The sequence below is a fragment of the Asticcacaulis sp. AC460 genome, from assembly GCF_000495795.1.
GTDB lineage: Bacteria > Pseudomonadota > Alphaproteobacteria > Caulobacterales > Caulobacteraceae > Asticcacaulis.
Genome location: NZ_AWGD01000038.1, coordinates 1 through 21,013, shown reverse-complemented (window position 1 = coordinate 21,013; position 21,013 = coordinate 1). Strand labels below are relative to the sequence as shown.

Sequence of the window (21,013 nt, the reverse complement as noted above, 5' to 3'; positions counted from 1 at the left end):
TTGACCCAAAATGGGACATCGCCCTTAACAACCTGTTCCCACGATTCTCTTCCCGTTGAAAATCAATATCTTAAATTTCATGCCGCTACGGCAGGTTTGCGCGCCCTCAGCCATATTGCACCCGCGCAGGCCGACAGGATTGACCCGACGACAACCCCCGATTTCACGGCGTTTTGAGCCGCCGCGTCGCCGCCCGGGAAGGCCAGGGCGCCGATAAAGAGACTCATTGTGAAGCCTATGCCGCATAAAAGACACACCCCGAACAGTTGGCCTTCCGTTGCGTTATCCGGCTTTTGCGCCACTTTCGTCGCAACTGCGAGATAACAGGCGGCGAAAATCCCGACCGGCTTGCCGATAAACAGCCCGGCGGCGATCCCCAGAAAGCGCGGATCGCGGAGCGAATCGAACCCCATGCCGCTCAGCGAAAATCCCGAAGCCACAAAGGCGAAAAAAGGCAGGATCAGATACGCCACATAGGGGTGCAGATCGTGCGCCAGGGTCTTCAACACGCCCTCGTCCTCGCTACCCTTCGCTCCGTGCAGGGTGACACAAAACGCACAGGCCACCGCCGTCAGGGACGGGCTGATCCCCGCCTTCATGGTGACGAACCAGGCCACGACCGCTAGCAGCCCATAAGTCAGGCCTGATCCCGCGCGGCCCAACTTCAGAACCTTCACCGCCGCCATCACCGCGATCACTCCGGCCAGCAGGGCAATCCACAGGGCATCGAAATGGCCGCTGTAAAAGAGACCGATGATCAGCACCGCCCCCAGGTCGTCGACAATCGCCAAGGTCAGCAGAAACACCCGCAGGCTGGTCGGCAGGCCCTTACCGACCATGGCCAGCACCGCCAAAGCAAAGGCGATATCGGTCGCCACCGGTACGGACCAGCCGCGCAGGTCGCCGCCCAGATTGACCGCAACATAGACCAGCGCCGGCACGACCATCCCGCCCAGCGCCGCCACCACGGGCAGGGCCAGCTTTTGCGGGCTGGACAGCTCGCCGCGCAGAATCTCGTATTTGATCTCCAGCCCGACCAGAAAGAAGAAGACGGCCATCAGGCCTTCCTTGGTCCATTCCAGCACGCTTTCATTGAAACGCCAGACGCCGGCCTCGATCGCGAAATGGTAATGAACAAAGCCGAAATAGGCCGATGCCCACGGCGAATTGGCCCAGACCAACGCCACCAAAGCCGCTGCGGCCAGGATAAATCCCGAACCGGCTTCGGTCTTAAGGAATTCGAGGGTGAATCGTCCGAACTGTGTCATGGGGAATTTGTAGACACCGCCCTTGCCGTGGCCAAGCAAAACCGGCAGGATCACAGCCGAATTGACCTAGAGGGTGGCCATGCGCGTCCAAACCGTTTCCGTCCTGGCCCTGCTTGCCATGTTGACCGCCTGCGCCAATCCGCAGGTGCCCGACTTCATGGTCAAGGGCGAACTGCCCTTCGGTCATGAGAATGACGCGCCCGCCGTGGCGCAACCGGAACCACAAGCCAAGCCGAAGGCCAAGAAGGAAAAGGCGCCCGAAAAGCCGGTAACGGCCGTCGCGGCAGCGCCGGCGGCACCTGTGGCCAGGCCTGCGCCTCAGCCCGCGCCTGCCCCTCAGCCTTCCGCAGCACCTCCGGCGGCAAAACCGGCCCCGACGCCTGCGGCAGCCCCGCCGGTCGCCCTGTCTCCCCGCCCGGAAGCCGCGCCGAAACGCGCCCCCGAACCGCCTGTTGTTGGCGGCTTCCAACCGTTGCGCGACAAGAACAAGGCCCGGGCGGTAGCGGCTTTTGCCGCCGACGCGGCGCCGATCGGCTACCTGTTGAAGGACATCGAGTATGTCAATTCCCAGGTGGTGGCCGGCACGAACTACGAGCTGTGCCTGGAGGTCCGCCGGGCTTTCCGCGAGACGTCGGGCTGGCGCACCCGCAAGGCGCGGGCGGAGGTCTTCGAAGACCTTGACGGCAACCTGACCCTGATGGCCTGGGAAGAGGTCAAAACCTGCCCGTAAGCTAAGCTTAGTTGAAGGTCGGACCACTCTTTCTTGCTCCTCCCCACTTGTTGGGGAGGGGGACCGCTCGAGTGAGTGTAGGTCAGAGGCCTCGGGCCGATGACCGGAGCGAATGAGGTGCGGTGGTGGGGTAATCCCACCGGCCCTTCAACAGACTCTGGCATTTACCGCCTAAAACCCCTATTTCCCCACCATGTCCGAATACCTCCCCGATCCGCGCCTGGCGCAGTCCACCCTGCCGCTCTACGACCCGGTCAAGGCCGCCGACTTCCCGCAGACGATACTGCGCTACCGCAACGACCGCGCGGCCGCCTCCGCCGGCCTCGACACACTCACCGACGAAGCCTGGACCAGCCATTTCGGCCGCTTCCGGCCCCTGCCCGACAACCAACCCGAACCCCTGGCCCTGCGCTATCACGGCCATCAGTTCCGTCACTACAACCCGGACCTGGGCGACGGCCGCGGCTTCCTCTTCGCCCAACTTCGCGACGACCAGGGCCGGCTGCTCGACCTCGGCACCAAGGGCTCGGGTCAAACCCCATGGTCGCGCGGCGGTGACGGCCGCCTGACCCTGAAAGGCGGCGTCCGCGAAGTCCTGGCCACCGCCATGCTCGAAGCCCTGGGCGTCCCGACCTCGAAATCCTTCTCGCTGATCGAAACCGGCGAAGCCCTGCATCGTGGCGACGAGCCCTCCCCCACCCGCTCGGCGGTGCTCACCCGCCTGTCGCACTCGCACCTTCGCTTCGGCACGTTCGAACGCCTGGCCTGGCTGAACGACGCCGACACCATGCGCGGCCTGTGCGACTTCATCATCGCCAACTACCACCCGACGGCCCAGGACATCCCCGGCCTGTTCGACGCCGTCGTTTCCGCCAACGCCAAACTGGCAGCGCGCTGGATGGCGGCCGGCTTCATCCATGGCGTGCTCAATACCGACAATATGAGCATGACCGGCGAAAGCTTCGACTATGGCCCCTATCGCTTCCTGCCGTGGTACCAGCCGGGCTTTACGGCCGCCTATTTCGACCACGCCGGCCTCTATGCCTATGCCCGCCAGCCCGACACGGTGCTGTGGAACCTGGGCCAGCTTGGCCGCAGCCTGACGCTCATTACCGACAGCGAACCCCTGGTCGCCGCCTTCAACACCTGCCCGGAACGCTACGACGCCGAATTCGCCCTGGCTGTCTGCGCCCGACTGAACATCTTACCCCTGACCGACAACCAGCCCTTGCTGACAAGCCTGTTTCCGCTGCTCAGCAGCCTGGCCTATGATGGGAGCTTTGAGGGCCTGTTCTATGACTGGTTCGGTGGCAAGCTCAGCCACAACCGCGCCATGGCCAGTCCGCGCGCCGAACACTACACCGGCGAAGCGTTCACAACCTTCCGCACAGCGCTCGAAGCCTACGAGACCGCCGATCCGGCGAAACTCGATCACCCGCGCTTCAAGAAACCCAACCCGGAAACCCTGTTGATCGATGAAATCGAAACCATCTGGGCCGACATCGCCGAGCGCGACGACTGGTCGGCCTTTTATGCCAAGCTGGACGCGATAGAAACCTGGCGCCGCGCGCTCAACCTCTAAGCCCGCAGCTGTTCGCGCCGGATAAAGTTCAGCAGCTGGGTTTCCAGCACATCCTGAGCGCCATCGACATTGATCCGCCCGGTGAGCCAGTCGGTTTCGCCCGCCGTGACCTCGGCATCGACCTTCGCCGCGGCCTCATCGTCCCAGCTGTTGCGGTACGACACCCGGGCATCCACCTTGCCGGTGAAGATGCGGCTGACGAAGCGCAATACGCTGACACTGGTATCGGCGGTATAGGCATCCAGGTTCGACTGCTCATCGCGCGTCAAAGGCTGATAGGCGGCATGGGCCATCAGGTGGTTGGCGATGGCCTTGACGAACAGGTCGGGCCATTGCGCGCTATGGCCGGCATTGAGGTTGGCGTCCTTGAGGCGGAACAGCAGCTCGGCCTCATCGCGCGAAACGATGTAATTGCCGTCGCCGGCCTGGGCATAGATCACCCGGCGCAGCAACTCGACCTCGGTATCGTTGATGGCGCCCTTGTCCAGCACGCCATTGCCAACCAGCAATCCGGTTTTCCGCGTCACGCCTTCGCCGGTCAGGATGGCGGCTTCGATCTGCTTCAAGGCATAGGTCTTCAGCGCCTGCGGCACGGCATTTGCCATTTCCAGCACCCTCACCAGCAGTTCCAGCTCGGCCACGGTATCGACCTTGCCGTCGCGGTCGATCCATTTCATCAGCCACTGCGCCTTGGCGTCGTCGACATAGCCGGCCGGCTTTTGCTGATGAACGACATGGTCGCACATGACTTCGACGAAATAGTCGACCCATTCCGTGGCCCGCGCCGGGCAGGCGCTGTTCAGCGCCATCAGGACATCGGCTTCCTCGACATTGACGCCACCGTCCTGCCAGACCAGCCGGCGCAGGGCCAACACATCTTCGGCGCCGATTTCGGCGCGCTGGGTCAGGTCGGCGGCAAGGGCGGCAAGGCTGGTGGTCATGGTCGGCTTCTCCGATTTTCGATCGCGCAAACCCTACCACACAGGGATTAACGCCTTGTAATTAGCCGATCCGCGCTTTGCGGTTTAGTCTCCTCCCGCGGAGGATACGCTCATGACAACAGCCCTGATCTTCGCCGCGGCGCTGGCATCGCAACCCGTCACCAACGGAGTCTGGCTGATCCCGGGTAGCTTCGAGCCCAACCGCCAGCCCGACGGCAACACCGTCATCTTCCGCGGTGACAGCGGCCTGGTCGTCATGGACACCGGCCGCCACCTCGAGCATCGCCAGGCGATCCTCGACTTCGTCGGCGACCAACCGGTCAGCGCCATCATCAATTCACACTGGCACCTCGACCATATCAGCGGCAATGCCGACCTGAAGGCCAAATGGGGCGCCAAGGTCTACGCCACCGGCGCCCTGGACGGCGCCCTGGATGGCTTCATCCCGAACAGCGTCAAACAGGCCCAGGCCTATATCGACAGCGGCCAGGCCTCACCCGAGATCAAGGCAGAGATTGCCGGCGACATGGCGACGCTCGACCGCATCGACACCATGAAACCCGACGTCGTGGTCACCGCCGCCACCCAACTCGAAGGGCTCGCCCTCCACCTTGCCCCGAACGCCGCCACCGAAGGCGATATCTGGGTCTACGACGCCAAATCGAAAGTGGTGGCGGCCGGCGACCTGGTCACCCTGCCGGTGCCGTTCCTGGACACAGCCTGCTCGCTGGGCTGGCAAACGGCGCTGGACGAGATCTGGGCGACCGACTTCGTCATTGCCGTCCCCGGCCACGGCGCGCCGATGAACCGCGCGCAATTCGCCACTTACAAGACGGCCTTCGAAGGCTTCATCTCCTGCGCGACCTCCATCCGCCCCACGGCTGAATGCGCGACCGACTGGACGGTCGCCACAGCCGACCTGCACGGCGCCCCTGATGACCGGGTCGAAGGCATGGCAGACTACTACGCCGGCCTTCTGCGCGCCAACGCCGGCAACAGCCCCTGGTGCAAAACCTAAATTCTGATACCTCCCCGCGCTCTTCGCGTGGGGAGGGGGACCATGAGCGGGAACGAGCAAAGCGAAGTGGAGCGAAATGGTGGTGGGGCGACTTTCTTTCGAAAGCGCCGTAGCTCACAACACCGAACAGTTCGTCAACTGGCTGAAATGCTCCAGCGCATAGGCGCCCACCACCGACGTCCCGAACCGGTCCAGCTCCGGCGACCACACCGCCACCGCCGCCTGGCCCGGCACGATGGCGACAATCCCCCCGCCGACCCCGCTCTTGGCCGGCAAACCCACCCGGTAGGCGAACGACCCCACCGAGTCATAAATCCCGCACGTCAGCAACAACGCGTTCAACCGCCGTGCCAGCCGCTGCGGAAACACCGTCTCCTCGACCACCGGCGAGAACCCTCCGGCCGCCAAAGGTAACGCCGCCCGCGCCAGCTGCCGGCAGGTCAGCGTAATCGCGCACTGGCGGCAGTAGGCGGCAATTACCGCCTCGGGATCATGCTGGATCGTGCCGAATTCGCGCATCAGATTGGCGATCGCCCGGTTCTTGTGCGCCGTGACGATCTCGCCCTCGGCGACCTCCCCATCAATCACCAACGGCTCCGTCGCCAGCATGCCCATGAAATCGCGCACCAGCTTGGCCGGCTCCGCCACCACATCCAGCAGAATATCCGTCACCGCCAAAGCGCCCGGATTGATGAACGGATTGCGCGGCACGCCCTGCTCGTGCTCCAGCTGCGACAGATAGTTGAACGGCGTCCCCGACGGTTCCTTGCCCACGCGGGTCCACACCTCGTCGCCGATCCGGTTCAGCGCCAGCCCCAGCGAGAACAGCTTGGTGATGCTCTGGGCCGAAAACGGCTCATCGGCATCGCCCGTGACATACTCCTCGCCGCGCACGGTCACGACCGCCATCCCGAACTTCGACGGATCGACCGCCGCCAGTTGCGGAATATACTGCGCGGTGCGGCCCTTGCCGAAATGCGGCCGGACCAGGACGCTGATTTCGCCGAGCACATCGGCCAGGGAGATGGACTGTTTCATAGCCCCGACAAACCCGCCCACCTTGAGTCTGTCAAGGCTTTCGCCACGGCGTCAAACGCGGCAGCCAGCGCGGCACGGCCTTCTTGTACGCCGGATAATCCTCCGGAAACTGGCGGCTCAACGCGGGTTCTTCATACATCACGACAAATATATGCGTGACCAGCCAGAAGGCCGCGCCATACACCCCGCACCACGGACTGGAATACAGCAACGCCTGGCCGAAGATCATCGCCGCCACCGCGACATACATCGGGTTGCGGGTATAGCGATACAGCCCGGTCACCACCAGGTTCCGGGTCGGCGCCGCCGGCGCCGGCGTCCCCAACCCCTGCACCGCAAACCGCACAAATGAATCCACCAACCCCGGCACGGCCAGCACGATCAGCGCCGCCCCCAGATACCGCAGCCCCTCATGGCCGCGCTTCATCCACCAATCGGTGATCCACCACGGGATCACGCCGCCCATGACACAGGGCGCCACCACAAAGAACAGGGCCGACCCCACAATCGCCCCGAATTTTCCAGATCTGACCTTTGCCATGGCCGGCATCAATCTCCTGCAATCAGGTCTCTCGCAAGTGGACTACGCAAACTCCCTCCTCTCCACGAAGTGGGGAGGTGCCGGCGAAGCCGGCGGAGGGGTATACCACCGCCTTCCGCCAACTCCACCCCATCAGGCAAACACGTCGCAGACCAGCCGCGCGATATCGGCCACGACCTGCTCCTTGGCTTCCGGCTCCAATGTCCCACCAACGGTAAAGATGGACAGGAAGATCGGCCCCTCGGTCATCTCGCTCTTGGGCCAGATCACAGCGACATCATTGACCGCGCCATTGGCGGTGCCGGTCTTGTCGGCCACGGTCCAGCCCGACGGCACCCCCGCCCGTATCCGCTTGTCTCCGGTCGAGGTCGCCACCATCCACTCACGCAACTGCTTGATACTCGCCGCTTCCAAAGCCGCGCCGGTAAACACGATCTGCAGCAGTTGCGTCATGGCTTCCGGCGTCGTCGTGTCACGCGGATCGCCCTCGGCGACATTATTCATCTCCGGCTCTTTGCGGTCGACGCGCGTCACCCCGTCCCCCAAAGACCGGATCCACTTCGTCAAGCCCTCCGGCCCGCCAACCAGCGGCAGCAACAGATTCGCCGCCGCATTATCGCTCTTCGACACGGTCGCCGCGCACAGCTCCCCGACCGTGATCTTGCCGTCCTTGACCTTCTTCTCGGTCACCGGCGACCATCCGACCAGGTCCTTACGCCCAAACCGCACCACCTGGTCCAGCTTCAGCTCGCCCTTGTCGACCCGCGCCAGAACCGCCGCCGCCAGTATCCACTTGAACACCGACATCATGCCGAAGCGTTCCTGCGACGACACCGACAACCGCCCGCCGCTGCCGGCATCGATCGCCGACACCCCGATCCGCCCGCCATGCCGCTTGGTGATGTCCAACATCGCCGCGGCAAAATCGACCCCGGCCGCGACCTTGTCCGCCGTTTTCGGGTCGCACCCCGCCAACGGAAAAACGGTCAATCCAGCCAGGAACGCCCGCCGCAGCATCACTTGGCCTCTTCCGCCGTATGCGCCTTGAGCCAGTCGAACACCGTCTGATGCCACTTCATCGAATTCTGCGGCTTCAACACCCAATGGTTCTCATCCGGGAAGCGCAGAAACGCCGACTCGATGCCCTGGCGCTGCAAGGCCGTAAAGGTCGCAATCCCCTGCCCCGGCACGACGCGGTAATCCTTGTCGGAATGGATGACCAACTGCGGCACCGACCACTTATGCGCATGCAAAGCCGGATTGAACTCATCCATCTTGGCCATATTGCCATAGGGCACGCCGCCGTTTTCCCACTCCGAGAACCACAGCTCCTCGGTCTCTTCGGCCATGGTCCGCGAGTCGAAAATACCGTCATGCTCGACCAGGCACTTCCACGGTTCCTTCCACTGGCCGGCGATCCAGTTGATCATATAGCCACCATAGGACGCCCCCAGGGCACAGGCACGGTCGCCGTCCAGGAACTTGTAGTTCGACAGGGCAAACCCCCAGCCCTTCTGCAGGTCCTCCAGCGGCCGGTCGCCCCAATGCTGCGAGATCGCATCCGTGAACGCCTGGCCATAGCCGGTCGAGCCGTGGAAATCGATCATCACCACCGCAAAGCCCTCACCGGCATAGGTCTGCGGGTTCCAGCGGTAGGACCAGGAATCGCCGAACGAACCCTGCGGCCCGCCATGGATCAGGAAGGCCACCGGATAGGTCTTGCCCTCTTCGTAATTGGCCGGCTTGACGACATAGCCGTGCACCGTCTCGCCGTTCCAGCCCTTGAAATTGAACTGCTCATAGTCACCAAAGGCGCGCTCCTTCAGCACCGGATTGAGCCCGGTCAGGTTGCGCGCCCCCATATCGACGAACATCGCCTTCGAATTGGCGGCATACAGTTGCGACGGCGAATTCATCGCGCTCTTCAGATACACAAAGCTGCCGCCTGTCTCCGCAAAGGCGTCGATATGGCCGTCCTGCGACAAAGCCATGACCTTGCCGGTCTTGACATCGACGCGGAACAACCGCTCCAGCCCGACATCGCCGGCGGTGACCAACAACGACTTGCCGTCCTTCGACCATTTCAAATCATCGACGCTGCGGTCCCAATCGCCGGCGACCGCGGTCACCGCGCCGGTCTTCAGGTCGCGCAGGAAGATGTCGAAACGGTCGGCCTCGAAGCCCGGGCGCTTCATCGCCTTGTAGGCTAACGTCTTGCCGTCGGGCGACAGCCGCGGCGACGTATCCCAGGCCAGGTTGGCAGCGGTAAGGTTGGTCGCCTCGCCGCCTGTCAAAGGCACCGAATACAGGTCGAAATTGGTGCTCCACGGCTCGGTCTTGCCGGCGATCCGCACCGAATAATAGACGGTCTTGCTGTCAGGAGAAATGGTGAACTCGGCCTCATCGCCAAAGGGCTTGGACGGCACATCACCATCGACGCCGTCGGTCAAAGACACCGCCGCCCCGCCGAACGGCACATAGAACAAATGGTTGCGTGTGCCGTCGGCCCACGTATCCCAATGCCGCACGAATAGCTTGGTGTAGACCACGCCGCTCCATGGCTGGTGCTTGCGTACGGTTTGCTTGGACGTGGTGCATTCGATCTCGACGCCCGCTGGGCATTCCGGGAACACGGCCAAAGCGACCACCACCCCGGCGCCGTCCGGCGTCGGCTGATAGGCCTGGACATCCAAGGCCAGGCTGGTCACCTGGGTCGCGGTAGCCCCCGTGGCGTCGGTCTTCCACACCTGGTCCGATCCCGACCGCGATGAGATGAAATAGAGCGTCTTGCCGTCGGCCGACCACTGCGGATTGCTGGCCCCGCCTTCGGAGATGGCCAGCTTGCGCTCGGCCGCGGCGGGCGCGCTCAGGTCCTTGATCCAGATCGAGGTGACGCCCTTGTTCTTGTCCATGTCGGTGGCGCGCACCTGGAAGGCGGCATATTTCCCCGAACCGTCGACCTGGAGCGCGCTGAGCCGGTCCAGCATCAGCATGTCTTTATAGGTGAAGGGCTCGGCCGCATTCGCCGCGCCGGCAAGGGCAGCAACCGACACGGATGCCGTCAGGCACAAGGCTTTCAGGGAGCGGGAAAAGAACATGGGCAACCGTCTCAACTGTTACGAAGTTGCGTTCGGTTTTAACCCCTTTACCACGGATGTCGAGAACCGAACCGCGTTATGACGAAGAATTAATGGGGGGCAGTCCCTTTGATGCCGGCCGTTTATTTTGAGAATCCGTTCAATTTACCCCTATACGACCGACCCTGTCTTGGAGTGCCAGAGCTGACGGAACGTTAGCAGACACCAGCATTGCCGATAGCTTGACAAGCGCCCCCTTCAAATCACTGCTTCGCGCCAAATCTGCCCCGGCTTTGGCTATAACGGCTTCCACCAAAGCTACGAGGTTATCCCCAGTTCCATCCCGGTACAAATTCGTGAGACGAAGGTTGCCGTCGATAAGGTCAGCAAGCCAGATTGTACCCTCATTGCGAACCGGTTTCCCAAAATCTGAAGTAAGAAAATGGGCAAACGCCGAAACGTTGTCCTCGTTGTTTGGAAGGTGGCTATCAGCCCAATTTCGGTACAGATCTCGAGCAGCCAAGACCTCTGCTTCGTATCCAGTTAGGCGAGACAAGGTGCTTTCAAAGCCAAACCCCATCAGCCCCCTAAGAATCCTCTCACTACGGAACCATCTCCTGCCCTTGTACCAAGGCAAGGCCGTCACTTCCTCTACCATTCCCCGCCATATTGCAAAGAAATTCGAAGTTGAGACAGGAGGGATGGGGGTGTGAAAGAATGCTTGCACGAAATGTTCGATCGCGTATACCCAAAACAGGTCGTCCAGAGAGAATAGTCGTCAAAAACCAAGCGGCTACCTGGTCTTCGAAATCGAAACCAATACCACCTGTTGAACGCGACGTAGCGACTGTTTTTCTTGTCTTCGCAGGCTTTTGCGCCATGCTACAACGTCTCCCATCGAATTGGTCTGGATTCGAATTTACGTACCTGATCTAAATATAATGAGCCGTTTGTTCATTCACAGCTATGCCAAATATCTGAATATCAACAGCCAACGAAAATAGACCACGTCTTCAAACTGGCGATCGCCCAGAGTAGTTGCCAACGGACCTGATCAGAGAGGATTTGAATATCATGTCCGATAGCGAGATGGAGCCTTTGTCGTCGATGGAGGATCTCCTTGCGTCCAGTGACGAGGCGCAGTTTCCGATACCCATGCGATAGTCGCAGATCTCGGTGAGAGGCATCAATTGCGCTATTGGAGAATAATTTCGGGGACATGGATAATTTCGGGGACAGGTTATGGAATGAGTAAATTGTGCAAGGACAAACCGAGTGCGCATTCAACGCGCATAAAATTGACACGTAGCGCGCATCTGTGTGACTATTCCTCATGTCTGGAGGTTCCCACTCATGGCACAAGCCCACGATACGAAGATGGTAAAACGCCTCAACACCACCCTACCTGATCCACTGGCAGCTTACGTCGGCGAAATTACCGGCAAGGGCGCACTTTACGAGTCACCGGGCGAGTTCATTCGTGATCTGGTGCGCCGTCACATGGAGCGCAACCAGAACCGCGAACGCGCCGACGTACAGGCACTGCTCTCCCAGTCCTTGCGGGAAAATAGCTACGAGGAATGGACCTCGAAAGACCTGGATGATGCGCGCCGCGCCGCGATCGAATAACGTAAATGGTCAGAATTCTCCGAAGCCAGCTCTTCAAACGGCAGGTCTTGGAACTGACCGCGGATTATCGTCAGCGGGCGGGATCGCCTGTCGCTCTGAAGTTCGTCGGTCAACTTGATGACGCAGTAAATTTCATCGCAAAGCGCCCCACTGCCTGCCCAGTCTATATCTGGCTGGAAGGCAAAGAATTTCGAAAATGGGGGCTAAAAGACTTTCCTGTGTCCGTATTCTTCCGGCTGGCCGACGATGCCGCCATAACGCTTGAAGCCTTGTATGCACAACGGATGAACATTGCCGCAAGGCTGCCCAAAGACATGGAATGATCGTCCTCCTAACGCACCCATGTCGACACTTGAACATGACGTCTTGCCGACGAAATACGCTATTACGTATGGCATCACTCGCCCAGGTCCGGCGTCTTTCGCGCCTGCAACACCCCGAACGCCGCGAAGCCCGGCATGACGACCAGCATCCAGAACAGCCAGACATAGGGAAACCGCCAGCTGCCGGGTGTTTCATTGGAAGAATTTTCGGGATCGTCGCCTGCGTAGTAGATGCCAATCCTCTGCCCCACCTGCTCGGTGCTGCAACCGCGCCCCAGGCCAGTAAAGCGCTTGTCGCCGACCTCGAAAGTGTAACTGCAGGTGCCGTGGTCGTGAGGCCGCAAATGGGTAATGATTGCCTCTGTCTGCACGGCAGATCGCTCAAGTGCCTTTTCGGCCCGCCAGGTAAGCCAGGTTGGCACGCCGAAGACGACAAACGTAGCCGCGAATACGCCGACGCCAGCAAGACTGGCCACCACCCAACGTTTCATTGAAATATCCCCCGTGTATCCCCCGGTGAGCCGGCGAACGACAGGATAGCGCAACTTCCCACCGGCAGGAAGACGGATGGAACGTGTCGTTTCACCTGCCCCTTCCCCCTTCGCCAAGGCTTCGGGCGACCCGCTTCGCCGACGAACGTCGGCGAAGCGGGCTTTTGTCCGTCAATTTGATTGACGAAACGGCAACTTGCCCGCATATATAATGATAACTTACCATTCAGGAGGCGACTTAGGTGAATTTCCTTCCGATCGACCCTCCGGAAATGGACTTACGCCTTGAAAATCAAGGCGGATTTCTTCCGATCCAACATGGTATCGCTCCCACAAACGGCACGGCCGCCCCCAGTTCCCGGCTGTCCGATTCCATCGCCCAGCAGCTGGGCATGGACATTGTGTGCGGACTTTATGCCGTCGGCGAGGCCCTGCCCACCGAAGTGACCCTGGCCGCGCACTGGAATGTGTCCCGCACGGCCATTCGCGAAGGGCTCGCCATTCTCATCTCCAAGGGCCTGATCGAACCGCGCAAAAAAGCCGGAACCATCGTCACCGAGCGCGGCCGCTGGCACCTGCTCGATCCCCTTGTGCTGTTCTGGATGCGCCTGTCCGACCCGGACGAACGTTTTATCCGCTCGCTCTTCGAGCTGCGGCTGACCATCGAGCCCCAGGCTGCCGGCCTGGCCGCCCGGCGCCGGACGGACCGCGACCTGATCCGGCTGCAAAAGGCCTTTGACATCATGTCCGATGACAAGCGGACCGAGGAAACGGCGCGCCGCGCCGAGATTCAGTTCCACCGCACGATCATCGAAGCGGCGAACAACCCGGTTCTCCTGCCCCTGGCGGCTTCCATCGAGGCGGCGGTGTTCTGGACGAATTCCTACAAGTCGCGCCGCAACATCCCCGTCCGCGCTTCGCTGGAGGAACACCGGATGATCCTGGATGCCGTGTTGCGTGAGGACGACGCCCAGGCGCGTTGGGTGACGGAAACCCTTATCCGCTCGACCCTGGAGCCCATCCCCGCCAATACCCGCGCCGCCTAATCTTATCCTCCCCCGTTTACGGGGGAGGTGTCGAGCAAGTGAGGCCCCCTACGGGCCGAAGCGCGTCGAGACGGAGGGGGCGTTACAAGCTCCGAGTTCCCGGCTCCCCCTCCGTCAGCGACTTGCCCTTCGACTTCGTCTACGGGCTGCGCGCTGCCACCTCCCCCGCAAGCGGTGGAGGACATATGCGGCTAATCCGCACCTCTGTGCGATATTGTCCGACCTGAAAAATGATATACGTACCATTTCAGCCATATCCCTCCCCTATCCCCTGCCTCCCTTCGATCCGCGTTGATTTTGACGCCCGCACAGATTAGCACTGGACACAGACCGACAGATGGTGCCCCGACTACGCCATGGACAATGAGCCCGCAAAACCCGGCCGCCGATCGCGCAACGCCGCCACCATCCATGACGTAGCCAAACACAGCGGCGTCTCGCCCATGACGGTGTCCCGGGTCATCAACGGCGAAACCAATGTCCGCGAAGAAACGCGCCAGAAGGTGCTGGCCTCGGTCGCCGCGCTGAACTACGCCCCCAGCACCTCGGCGCGCGCCCTGGCCGCCCGCGAAGACACCCAGATCGCCGTGCTGTACACTAACCCGTCGACCTCCTACCTGAACGAGATCCTGATCGGCGCCCTGACCCAGACCGGCCACTACGGCTGCCGGCTGACCATCGCCAAATGCGAAGGCCTGGACGAAGCCGTCGAAACCGTCGAAGACCTGGCCGCCGCCGGCATCGACGGCTTCCTCCTGCCGGCGCCGATTTCCAACTCCAACCGCGTCGCCCTGGCGCTCGACCGCGTCAACCTGCCCTCCGTCGGCATTGCCGCCGCCCAACAGCCCCCCGGCCGCACCACCATCGCCGTCGACGACCACGCCGCGGCGTTTGCCATGACCACCCGCTTGGTCGAGTTGGGCCACACCCGGATCGGCTTCATAAAGGGCCACCCGAACAACCGCGCCAGCGACTTCCGCACAGAAGGCTTCTACGCCGCCATGAACGCGGCCGGGCTCGATGTCGATGTCGACCTGGTCGTGCAGGGATATTTCGACTACCATTCCGGTTTCGACGCCGCTGCGGTACTGCTGGGCCGCCCCGACCGGCCGACCGCGATTTTCGCATCGAACGATGATATGGCCGCCGGCGTCCTGGCCAATGCCCACAGCTTCGGCGTCCATGTCCCGGCCGAACTGACGGTGGTCGGCTTTGACGACACCACGACGGCGACAACGGTGTGGCCGGAACTGACCACGGTGCGGCAACCAACGATCCAGATGGCGTCCCAGGCGGTGGATTTATTGCTGCTTCAGATTCGCGCCAAGCGCACAGGCGCCACCTTCGAACCCCGCCGCGAGGTTCGCGATTTCGAGATCATCGAACGCCAAACCTCCGCCCCCGCCCCGAAGGTATAGGGACACCTACTTTCTTCTCCTCCCTATCGAAGATGGGGAGGTGGCGAGCAAGCGAGGCCCCTTATGGGCCGAAGCGCGTCGAGACGGAGGGGTCTTCTTAGCAGTCACTTCCCAATGCCGTTGGTATATTAAATTAAATCCCTCCCCGTTATACGGGGAGGTGGATCATTTGCTGGAAGCAAATGAGACGGTGGGGGATTTGGCCCGCCGATCTTTCCGTCGCCACAGGTCCCTTAAGCCGGCGCGTATTCCTTCGCCAACAGCCCCCGCAAAGCCTCCATAGCCGCCACCGTCTGCTTGGGCAGCTTCATCCGGTACATCGGGCTCATCAACTTGGCCATAAACGAATGCGGCGTAATCTCGATACGATGCGTCAACCGCGTCCCAGCCCCATCCGGCTCCAGCCGAAAATCGACGAACACCTGCATCATCTTGTCGTAGTATTTGTAGCTCAGCCGGCTGTCCTGGTCCTGGGTAACGATGACGCCGTCCATCAAACCATGCTTGCCGCTTTCGCAATAGGCATAGCGCAGCTTGTCTCCGACCTTGTTCGGCCCGGTGCCCTGCTTGGCCACGCCTTCGCACCGTATCGCCCACAGCGGCACCTTCTTATAGTCGTCGATCAGGCTGAAAACCTGGTTCGGCGACTGCGGCACGTCGATACTGTGTTCGAAGACGATGGCCATACGCGACGACTCCCAAACCCCGGCCAAACCCCGGAAAAAGCAACCCTAACATAGCTTCCGCCCCTGACAAGACCTTAGGAACGATCGGCCGGCAGGATGGCGAGTATGAAAAAGAACTGCTCGATGCTGTTGATCACCTGGCGGAACTTTTCCAGGTCGACCGGCTTGGCGATATAGGCATTGGCATGGCGGTCATAACTCTTTGCCACATCGACATCGGCAGTCGAGGACGACATGATGATCACCGGGATATGCCGCAACGCCTCGTCACCCTTGACGATCCCCAGCAGGTCGGTCCCGCTCATCCGCGGCAGATTGAGATCCAGCAGGATGATGTCGGGCAACCGCACCCCCTCCTCCAGCGACGCCCGCAAAATCGCCAAAGCCTCCTCGGCCGTCCCGGCGACGGTCAGGTTGTTCTCGATCTGCGCCTCTTTAAACGCGCGCGACGCTAGCAGGACGTCGCCGCGGTTATCCTCGACCAGCAGGATTTCGGCGGCGCGGCCTTCACGGATCAACAGGTTACTCATCGTCTTACGCTTTCGTCTTGGGCAGGGTGAACAGGAAGGTGCTGCCCTTGCCGGGCTCCGATTCGGCCCAGATCCTGCCACCGTGATTTTCGACGATCTTGCGACAAACTGCCAGCCCTAATCCCGTACCGCGAATAGCATCCCACGTGTGCAACCTTCGGAAGGGTTCAAACACCTGTTCAACAAAGCCCGGCTCGATCCCCAAGCCATTGTCTTTAAACGCAATCAACCAGTTGTCGCCCTCATCCGACGCATAGATGTGGATGCGTGGCGTTTGCCCCTTGGGCTGATATTTGACGCTGTTGGCGATCAGGTTCTGCATCAACCGCATGATCTGGACGGCATTGCCGCGGATCTTCGGCAGCGACACGCACGAAATCTCGGCCTGGCTTTCGCTCAGCAAGGTGGCCAGATTGTCCTGAACATGCTGCAACTCGACCATCAGGTCGACCTCGCCCGATCGCACGCCCTCGCGCCCCAGCCGGGCATAGTCGAGCAGGTCCTGGACCATGTCGCGCATCCGATGGGCGCTGTCGGCGACGATCTTGAGATACTCCCGGCCCTCGTCGTCCAGCTTGTCGTGATAATCCTTGGCGATGATCTGGCTGAAATTCATCACCATCCGCAGCGGTTCCTGCATGTCGTGCGAGGCGACATAGGCGAACCGCTCCAGTTCCGTATTGGACTCCGTCAACCGCGTCAGCAGACGATGGCGGCTTTCCTCGGCCTGGCGGATGCGGGTGATATCGCGAATAATGCCGGTGTGGTGGCGCTTGCCGGCGACCTCGAACGGCGTGATCGACAGGTCGGCCGGGAAGACCGTACCGTCCTTGCGCCGCGCCTGGACCTCCTGGCCCGAAGCGCCGACCGCCAGCCACACCCGGTGGCGGTCCTCGGCATCGGGCACCAATACTGACAAGGGCTGGCCCGAAATATCGTCGGGCTCATAGCCGAAAATCGCCTCACAGGCCGCGTTGAAGCTTTCGATCCGCCCGGTCTCATCCAGCGTGATAATGCCCTCACCGACATTGTTGACGACCGAGCCGAGCACCACCCGGCCCTCTTCCTCGACCTGGCGATACAGGGCTTCCAGCTTCAGATTGGCCTCCTCCAGCTTAGCGTTGGCTTCTTTCAGCTGCGCCGGACTGGGCAGCCCCAGGGCCTGTGGGATCAAACGCATCGTAACCCCCAGCGTGGCTAATGACACGATCGCGGTGGCAGCCTTGATGGCGCCTTCGGCATAGTAGTCCGGGTTCCACAACACCCAGATATTGAACAGGTGGGTCGTCCCGCACAGCAGAATGAACGCCGCGAACAGCAGGAACACCAACTGGAACGGCAGATCCTTCCGTTTGCGGACGAAATACCACAACACCAGGGGGATGCCGAAATAGGCGACGGCTATCCCTAAGTCCGACAGGACGTGCAGCCACAGGATGCCCGGTTTCCACAGGAAACAGTAGCCATGCGGCATGAAGGTGGCCATGTCGTGGTTCATCGGGGCGCCTCGCGAACAACAGATTCCCGCCCTATAGCATGATTGTGATTTCGCGTCCGGCGGGAAAACGCCCCAAAATGTGATCCGGTCTCAGCAAACATTCGTTATCTGAATTAGCCTTGCGAACCCGCGCAAATTGGTGTCACAGTTTCGCTTCGGGGACAGGTAACAGGCATACAATGACCAGGCTTTCGGAGCAGGCGCGCAGCGCCCAGGTTCTGCTGATCGAAGACAATCACGGCGACGCCGTCCTGACGCGCCGCGCCTTTCGCCGGGCGCGCATGCCCAGCGAGATTACTGTTGCGGAAACGGGCGAAGCCGGCCTGTCGATCCTGCGCCGCGAAGGTCCTTATGCCGACGCGCCGCGGCCGGACCTGATCCTGCTGGACCTGAACCTGCCGCACATGCACGGCCACGACTTCCTCAGCAAGGTCAAGGACGATCCGGCGTTTAAACGCATACCGGTGATTGTGCTGAGCTCCTCGGCTGCCGAAGGCGATATCGCCAGCGCCTATGACCGTTATGCCAATGGTTATATCACCAAGCCGGTGACGACGGACACCTATGACGACATCGTCGCCAAGATCGAGGACTACTGGTTCGCGCTGATGCAACTCCCCCCGGAAAGCGAACCGAAGCAGTTCGCCTAAAGCGCCTTCCTCAGCGTCAGATTATACCTCACGCCGGCCTTCACCGGCATGACGCCATGATAGGCCAACCGCGCCGGCCCGCCCCACACCACCACATCGCCGTGCTCGACAACGATCTTCATCACCGGATCGCTGCGCTTCAAGCCACCGAACAGAAACACCGCCGGCGCCCCCAGCGACACCGACACGATCGGCGCCGACATATCGCCTTCATTGATATCCTGGTGCAGCCCCATCTTCGCCCCGACATCATACCGGTTGATCAAACACCCGTCCGGCGTGAACCCGGCAAACCCGGCCGCAGCCCCTGCCCGCGCTCCCAACCCCACCAACACCTCCGGCAAATCCGGCCACCGCGCCCCGCTTTCCGGATCCTCCGCCGTATAGCGATATCCCTTGCGATCGGTCACCCACCCCAAGCCGGCATTGGTCATGGCAGCCGACATGGCGTGCCCGCCGGGCGTGACCATATTCCGGAACGGCGCCACAGCCGACACCTGCCCGATCACCGCCAACAAGGCCTCTGCCTCCGCTAAGGCAAACCCACGCAACGCCGCCAATCCCGGCGGATACGCGACGCCGAACAGATCAGCCTGCATCGTGGAAGATCACACCCATGGCGAACCGCCGCCCGCTGCGCAAACGGCTGACCCCATGGCGCATATTGACGCGATAATCCCCGCGCGCGCCCTGAACCGGCCGGTTATGCACGGCGAACACCACCGCATCGCCCTTCTGCAAAGGCACCACCTGCGGCCGTGACTGCATCCGCGGCCGCTGCTCGGTCAACACAAACTCCCCGCCGGTAAACTCCTCCTCCGGCTGGGACAGCAACACGGCTACCTGCAGCGGAAAGACCATCTCACCATACAGGTCCTGATGTAGGCAATTGTAATCGCCGACCTCATACTTCAACAACAACGGCGTCGGCCGCGCCTGACCCGCCGCATGACACTGCGCCAGATACTCGGCATGCCTTTCCGGATAACGCGCAGCCACGTCCATACGCTCGTTCCAACGGTTAGCAATCACCGCCAAAGGCGGATACAGCGCCTCCCGCAACCGGCTCACCACATCGGGCAGCGGATAGGCGAAATACTTGTACTCGCCCTGCCCGAAGCCATGCCGCGCCATATGGATATGACTGCGGAACCGCCCGCCCTCATACAAGCCCACCAGGTCCCGACACGTCTCGTGGCTGACCAATCCCGGCAGCACGGCACAGCCGAACCGGTCCAGCTCCCCGGCCAGATACGTCCAGTCGATCAGAGCCTTACGCTCACGCGCCGGCTGAGGTGGATCCCCCGCCTCCACAGCCTCATCGATCAATCCATAGGCGGGATACTCGCTCATGCCACCCGCTCCCTCTGCAATAGATCGCGCTTGCGCTCGACGCCCCAACGATAGCCCGACAGACTGCCATCCGTCCGCACGATGCGATGACACGGCACCGCGATGGCCAGCGTATTGGCCGCGCAAGCCCCCGCCACAGCCCGCACCGCCGCCGGCGACCCAATCGCCTCCGCCAACTGCGCGTAACTCAAGGTTTTTCCGGCCGGAATCGCCCGCAAAGCCTGCCACACCCTCTGCTGAAACGCCGTCCCGCGAATATCCAGCGGCAAATCCAGCCCCGTCCCCGGTGCCTCCACCAGGCCGATGACCTGGGCCACCCGCGCATCAAACTTCGGATCATCCCCCGTCAACCGCGCCTGCGGAAACCGGTCCTGCAACTCGCGCACCAAGGCATCCGGATCATCGCCCAACGATATGGCGACAATCCCCTTGCCGCTCTCGGCCACCAACACGGCGCCCAATCGGCTTTGACCGATGGCGAAGCGGATATCGGCATCCTTGCCGCCGGCCTTGAACTGTTTCGGCGTCATGCCCAATATGGCGTTTGACGTTTCGTAAAACCGCCCGTTCGAGCCGAATCCGGCATCATACAGCGCGTTGGTCACCGTCTCGCCGCCGCTTAAACCCTCGCGCACCTTCCGAGCCCGATGCGCCGCCGCATACGCCTTAGGCGTCACGCCGGTCGCCGCCTTGAACTGGCGATGAAAGTGATAGGCGCTCAACCCCGCCCGCTCAGCCAACTCTTCTAACCGCGGCTCAACCTCAGCCGTCTCAATAAACCGGCACACCTCAGCAATAACGGCGGCCATTTTCGCCTTGGGCGACTCACCGCGCGGATGGCAACGCTTGCACGCCCGGAAACCCGCGTCCTCGGCGTCATCACAACTCAAATGAAACCCGACATTCTGCGGCTTGGGCGTACGGGCGCCACACGAAGGCCGGCAATAGACGCCGGTGGTGGCGACGGAAAACCAGAACTGCCCATCGAACGCGGCATCGCGACGAACGACAGCGTCATATCGGGGGTCGGTACTGGTATTGGGCAAGGCATTCATCGGGGTCTCTCCTACATGTATGACATCTCGATGACGGCACAATAGGCGACACTGTGAACCTGCGCGCTCCGGCCCTTGCTGTCAAATTAAGTCGTGTCCACATTCCCCTGCCAACGTCCCTTACTTCTCCTCTCCACTT

21 protein-coding genes are annotated in these 21,013 nt (G+C 61.7%); 8 read left to right on the top strand and 13 right to left on the bottom strand.

Translation table 11 applies throughout. The annotated features are described in order from the left end of the window. Positions 1–77: 77 nt before the first annotated feature. Positions 78–1,322: a Na+/H+ antiporter NhaA gene (nhaA, locus tag ABAC460_RS44765; protein ID WP_023455393.1), complete on the bottom strand. Its 1,245-nt coding sequence runs from the start codon at positions 1,320–1,322 to the stop codon at positions 78–80. 25 nt (positions 1,323–1,347) lie between these two features. Between nhaA and ABAC460_RS44760 the strand changes: the two genes are divergently transcribed. Both ABAC460_RS44760 and ABAC460_RS44755 read left to right on the top strand, forming a co-directional pair. Then, a complete protein-coding gene (locus ABAC460_RS44760) occupies positions 1,348–1,998 on the top strand; it encodes a hypothetical protein (protein WP_023455392.1) in 651 nt (216 codons plus the stop codon). 193 nt (positions 1,999–2,191) lie between these two features. Beyond that, the gene (locus tag ABAC460_RS44755; protein ID WP_023455391.1) at positions 2,192–3,580 is read left to right on the top strand and encodes a protein adenylyltransferase SelO family protein; all 1,389 of its coding nucleotides are present in this window, start codon (positions 2,192–2,194) and stop codon (positions 3,578–3,580) included. On the opposite strand, the gene ABAC460_RS44750 is transcribed toward ABAC460_RS44755, so the two are convergent. Then, positions 3,577–4,521 carry a hypothetical protein gene (locus tag ABAC460_RS44750; RefSeq protein ID WP_023455390.1) on the bottom strand — a complete coding sequence of 315 codons (945 nt, stop codon included), beginning with the start codon at positions 4,519–4,521 and terminating at the stop codon, positions 3,577–3,579. The genes ABAC460_RS44755 and ABAC460_RS44750 overlap by 4 nt on opposite strands. A 112-nt stretch (positions 4,522–4,633) precedes the next feature. Between ABAC460_RS44750 and ABAC460_RS44745 the strand changes: the two genes are divergently transcribed. After that, a complete protein-coding gene (locus ABAC460_RS44745; RefSeq protein WP_023455389.1) occupies positions 4,634–5,539 on the top strand; it encodes an MBL fold metallo-hydrolase in 906 nt (301 codons plus the stop codon). Positions 5,540–5,653: 114 nt separating this feature from the next. Here the strand turns inward: ABAC460_RS44745 and ABAC460_RS44740 are convergent, their stop codons facing one another. The 4 genes from ABAC460_RS44740 to ABAC460_RS44725 form a co-directional block, all read right to left on the bottom strand. Next, on the bottom strand, positions 5,654–6,577 hold the full coding sequence (locus ABAC460_RS44740) for a glutaminase (protein WP_023455388.1): 924 nt from the start codon (positions 6,575–6,577) through the stop codon (positions 5,654–5,656). A 31-nt stretch (positions 6,578–6,608) separates the two neighbouring features. Continuing rightward, complete coding sequence (locus ABAC460_RS44735) at positions 6,609–7,118, bottom strand: methyltransferase family protein (protein WP_031237418.1); 510 nt, start codon at positions 7,116–7,118, stop codon at positions 6,609–6,611. 132 nt (positions 7,119–7,250) lie between these two features. After that, positions 7,251–8,135 (bottom strand): class A beta-lactamase, encoded by an 885-nt coding sequence (bla, locus tag ABAC460_RS44730; RefSeq protein WP_023455386.1) that lies wholly within the window; start codon positions 8,133–8,135, stop codon positions 7,251–7,253. After that, entirely contained in the window at positions 8,135–10,216 is a 2,082-nt protein-coding gene (locus tag ABAC460_RS44725) for an alpha/beta hydrolase family protein (protein ID WP_023455385.1), read from the bottom strand. The genes bla and ABAC460_RS44725 overlap by 1 nt, the downstream gene beginning before the upstream one ends. 1,332 nt (positions 10,217–11,548) lie before the next feature. On the opposite strand from ABAC460_RS44725, the gene ABAC460_RS48630 reads away from it, so the two are divergent. Together ABAC460_RS48630 and ABAC460_RS44715 are read left to right on the top strand one after the other, a co-directional pair. Further along, positions 11,549–11,824, top strand: a complete 276-nt coding sequence (locus ABAC460_RS48630; RefSeq protein WP_023455382.1) for a hypothetical protein — start codon at positions 11,549–11,551, stop codon at positions 11,822–11,824. A gap of 5 nt (positions 11,825–11,829) precedes the next feature. Beyond that, positions 11,830–12,147: a hypothetical protein gene (locus ABAC460_RS44715; protein WP_023455381.1), complete on the top strand. Its 318-nt coding sequence runs from the start codon at positions 11,830–11,832 to the stop codon at positions 12,145–12,147. A 74-nt stretch (positions 12,148–12,221) separates the two neighbouring features. On the opposite strand, the gene ABAC460_RS44710 is transcribed toward ABAC460_RS44715, so the two are convergent. Continuing rightward, positions 12,222–12,638: a DUF3592 domain-containing protein gene (locus tag ABAC460_RS44710; protein ID WP_023455380.1), complete on the bottom strand. Its 417-nt coding sequence runs from the start codon at positions 12,636–12,638 to the stop codon at positions 12,222–12,224. 272 nt (positions 12,639–12,910) lie between these two features. On the opposite strand from ABAC460_RS44710, the gene ABAC460_RS44705 reads away from it, so the two are divergent. Together ABAC460_RS44705 and ABAC460_RS44700 are read left to right on the top strand one after the other, a co-directional pair. Then, on the top strand, positions 12,911–13,684 hold the full coding sequence (locus ABAC460_RS44705) for a FadR/GntR family transcriptional regulator (RefSeq protein ID WP_255346549.1): 774 nt from the start codon (positions 12,911–12,913) through the stop codon (positions 13,682–13,684). A gap of 356 nt (positions 13,685–14,040) precedes the next feature. Further along, on the top strand, positions 14,041–15,102 hold the full coding sequence (locus ABAC460_RS44700; protein ID WP_023455378.1) for a LacI family DNA-binding transcriptional regulator: 1,062 nt from the start codon (positions 14,041–14,043) through the stop codon (positions 15,100–15,102). Between the two features lie 233 nt (positions 15,103–15,335). Here ABAC460_RS44700 and ABAC460_RS44695 read toward each other — a convergent pair whose 3' ends face one another. The 3 genes from ABAC460_RS44695 to ABAC460_RS44685 all read right to left on the bottom strand — a co-directional run bounded on the left by ABAC460_RS44695 (position 15,336) and on the right by ABAC460_RS44685 (position 17,816). Next, positions 15,336–15,788 carry an SRPBCC family protein gene (locus ABAC460_RS44695; RefSeq protein WP_023455377.1) on the bottom strand — a complete coding sequence of 151 codons (453 nt, stop codon included), beginning with the start codon at positions 15,786–15,788 and terminating at the stop codon, positions 15,336–15,338. Between the two features lie 74 nt (positions 15,789–15,862). Continuing rightward, positions 15,863–16,318, bottom strand: coding sequence for a response regulator (locus tag ABAC460_RS44690; protein ID WP_023455376.1), 456 nt, complete (start codon positions 16,316–16,318; stop codon positions 15,863–15,865). Positions 16,319–16,322: 4 nt separating this feature from the next. Beyond that, positions 16,323–17,816, bottom strand: a complete 1,494-nt coding sequence (locus ABAC460_RS44685) for a sensor histidine kinase (protein ID WP_023455375.1) — start codon at positions 17,814–17,816, stop codon at positions 16,323–16,325. Between the two features lie 179 nt (positions 17,817–17,995). Between ABAC460_RS44685 and ABAC460_RS44680 the strand changes: the two genes are divergently transcribed. Next, complete coding sequence (locus ABAC460_RS44680; RefSeq protein ID WP_023455374.1) at positions 17,996–18,466, top strand: response regulator; 471 nt, start codon at positions 17,996–17,998, stop codon at positions 18,464–18,466. Here ABAC460_RS44680 and alkB read toward each other — a convergent pair. The 3 genes from alkB to ada are packed head-to-tail and all read right to left on the bottom strand — an operon-like array spanning position 18,463 to position 20,874. Further along, on the bottom strand, positions 18,463–19,065 hold the full coding sequence (gene alkB / locus ABAC460_RS44675) for a DNA oxidative demethylase AlkB (RefSeq protein WP_023455373.1): 603 nt from the start codon (positions 19,063–19,065) through the stop codon (positions 18,463–18,465). The two genes, ABAC460_RS44680 and alkB, sit on opposite strands and share 4 nt — an antisense overlap. Next, the gene (locus tag ABAC460_RS44670; RefSeq protein ID WP_023455372.1) at positions 19,055–19,819 is read right to left on the bottom strand and encodes a 2OG-Fe(II) oxygenase; all 765 of its coding nucleotides are present in this window, start codon (positions 19,817–19,819) and stop codon (positions 19,055–19,057) included. Before ABAC460_RS44670 ends, alkB begins: the two co-directional genes overlap by 11 nt. After that, a complete protein-coding gene (ada, locus tag ABAC460_RS0125195) occupies positions 19,816–20,874 on the bottom strand; it encodes a bifunctional DNA-binding transcriptional regulator/O6-methylguanine-DNA methyltransferase Ada (RefSeq protein WP_031237414.1) in 1,059 nt (352 codons plus the stop codon). Before ada ends, ABAC460_RS44670 begins: the two co-directional genes overlap by 4 nt. Positions 20,875–21,013 lie beyond the last annotated feature (139 nt).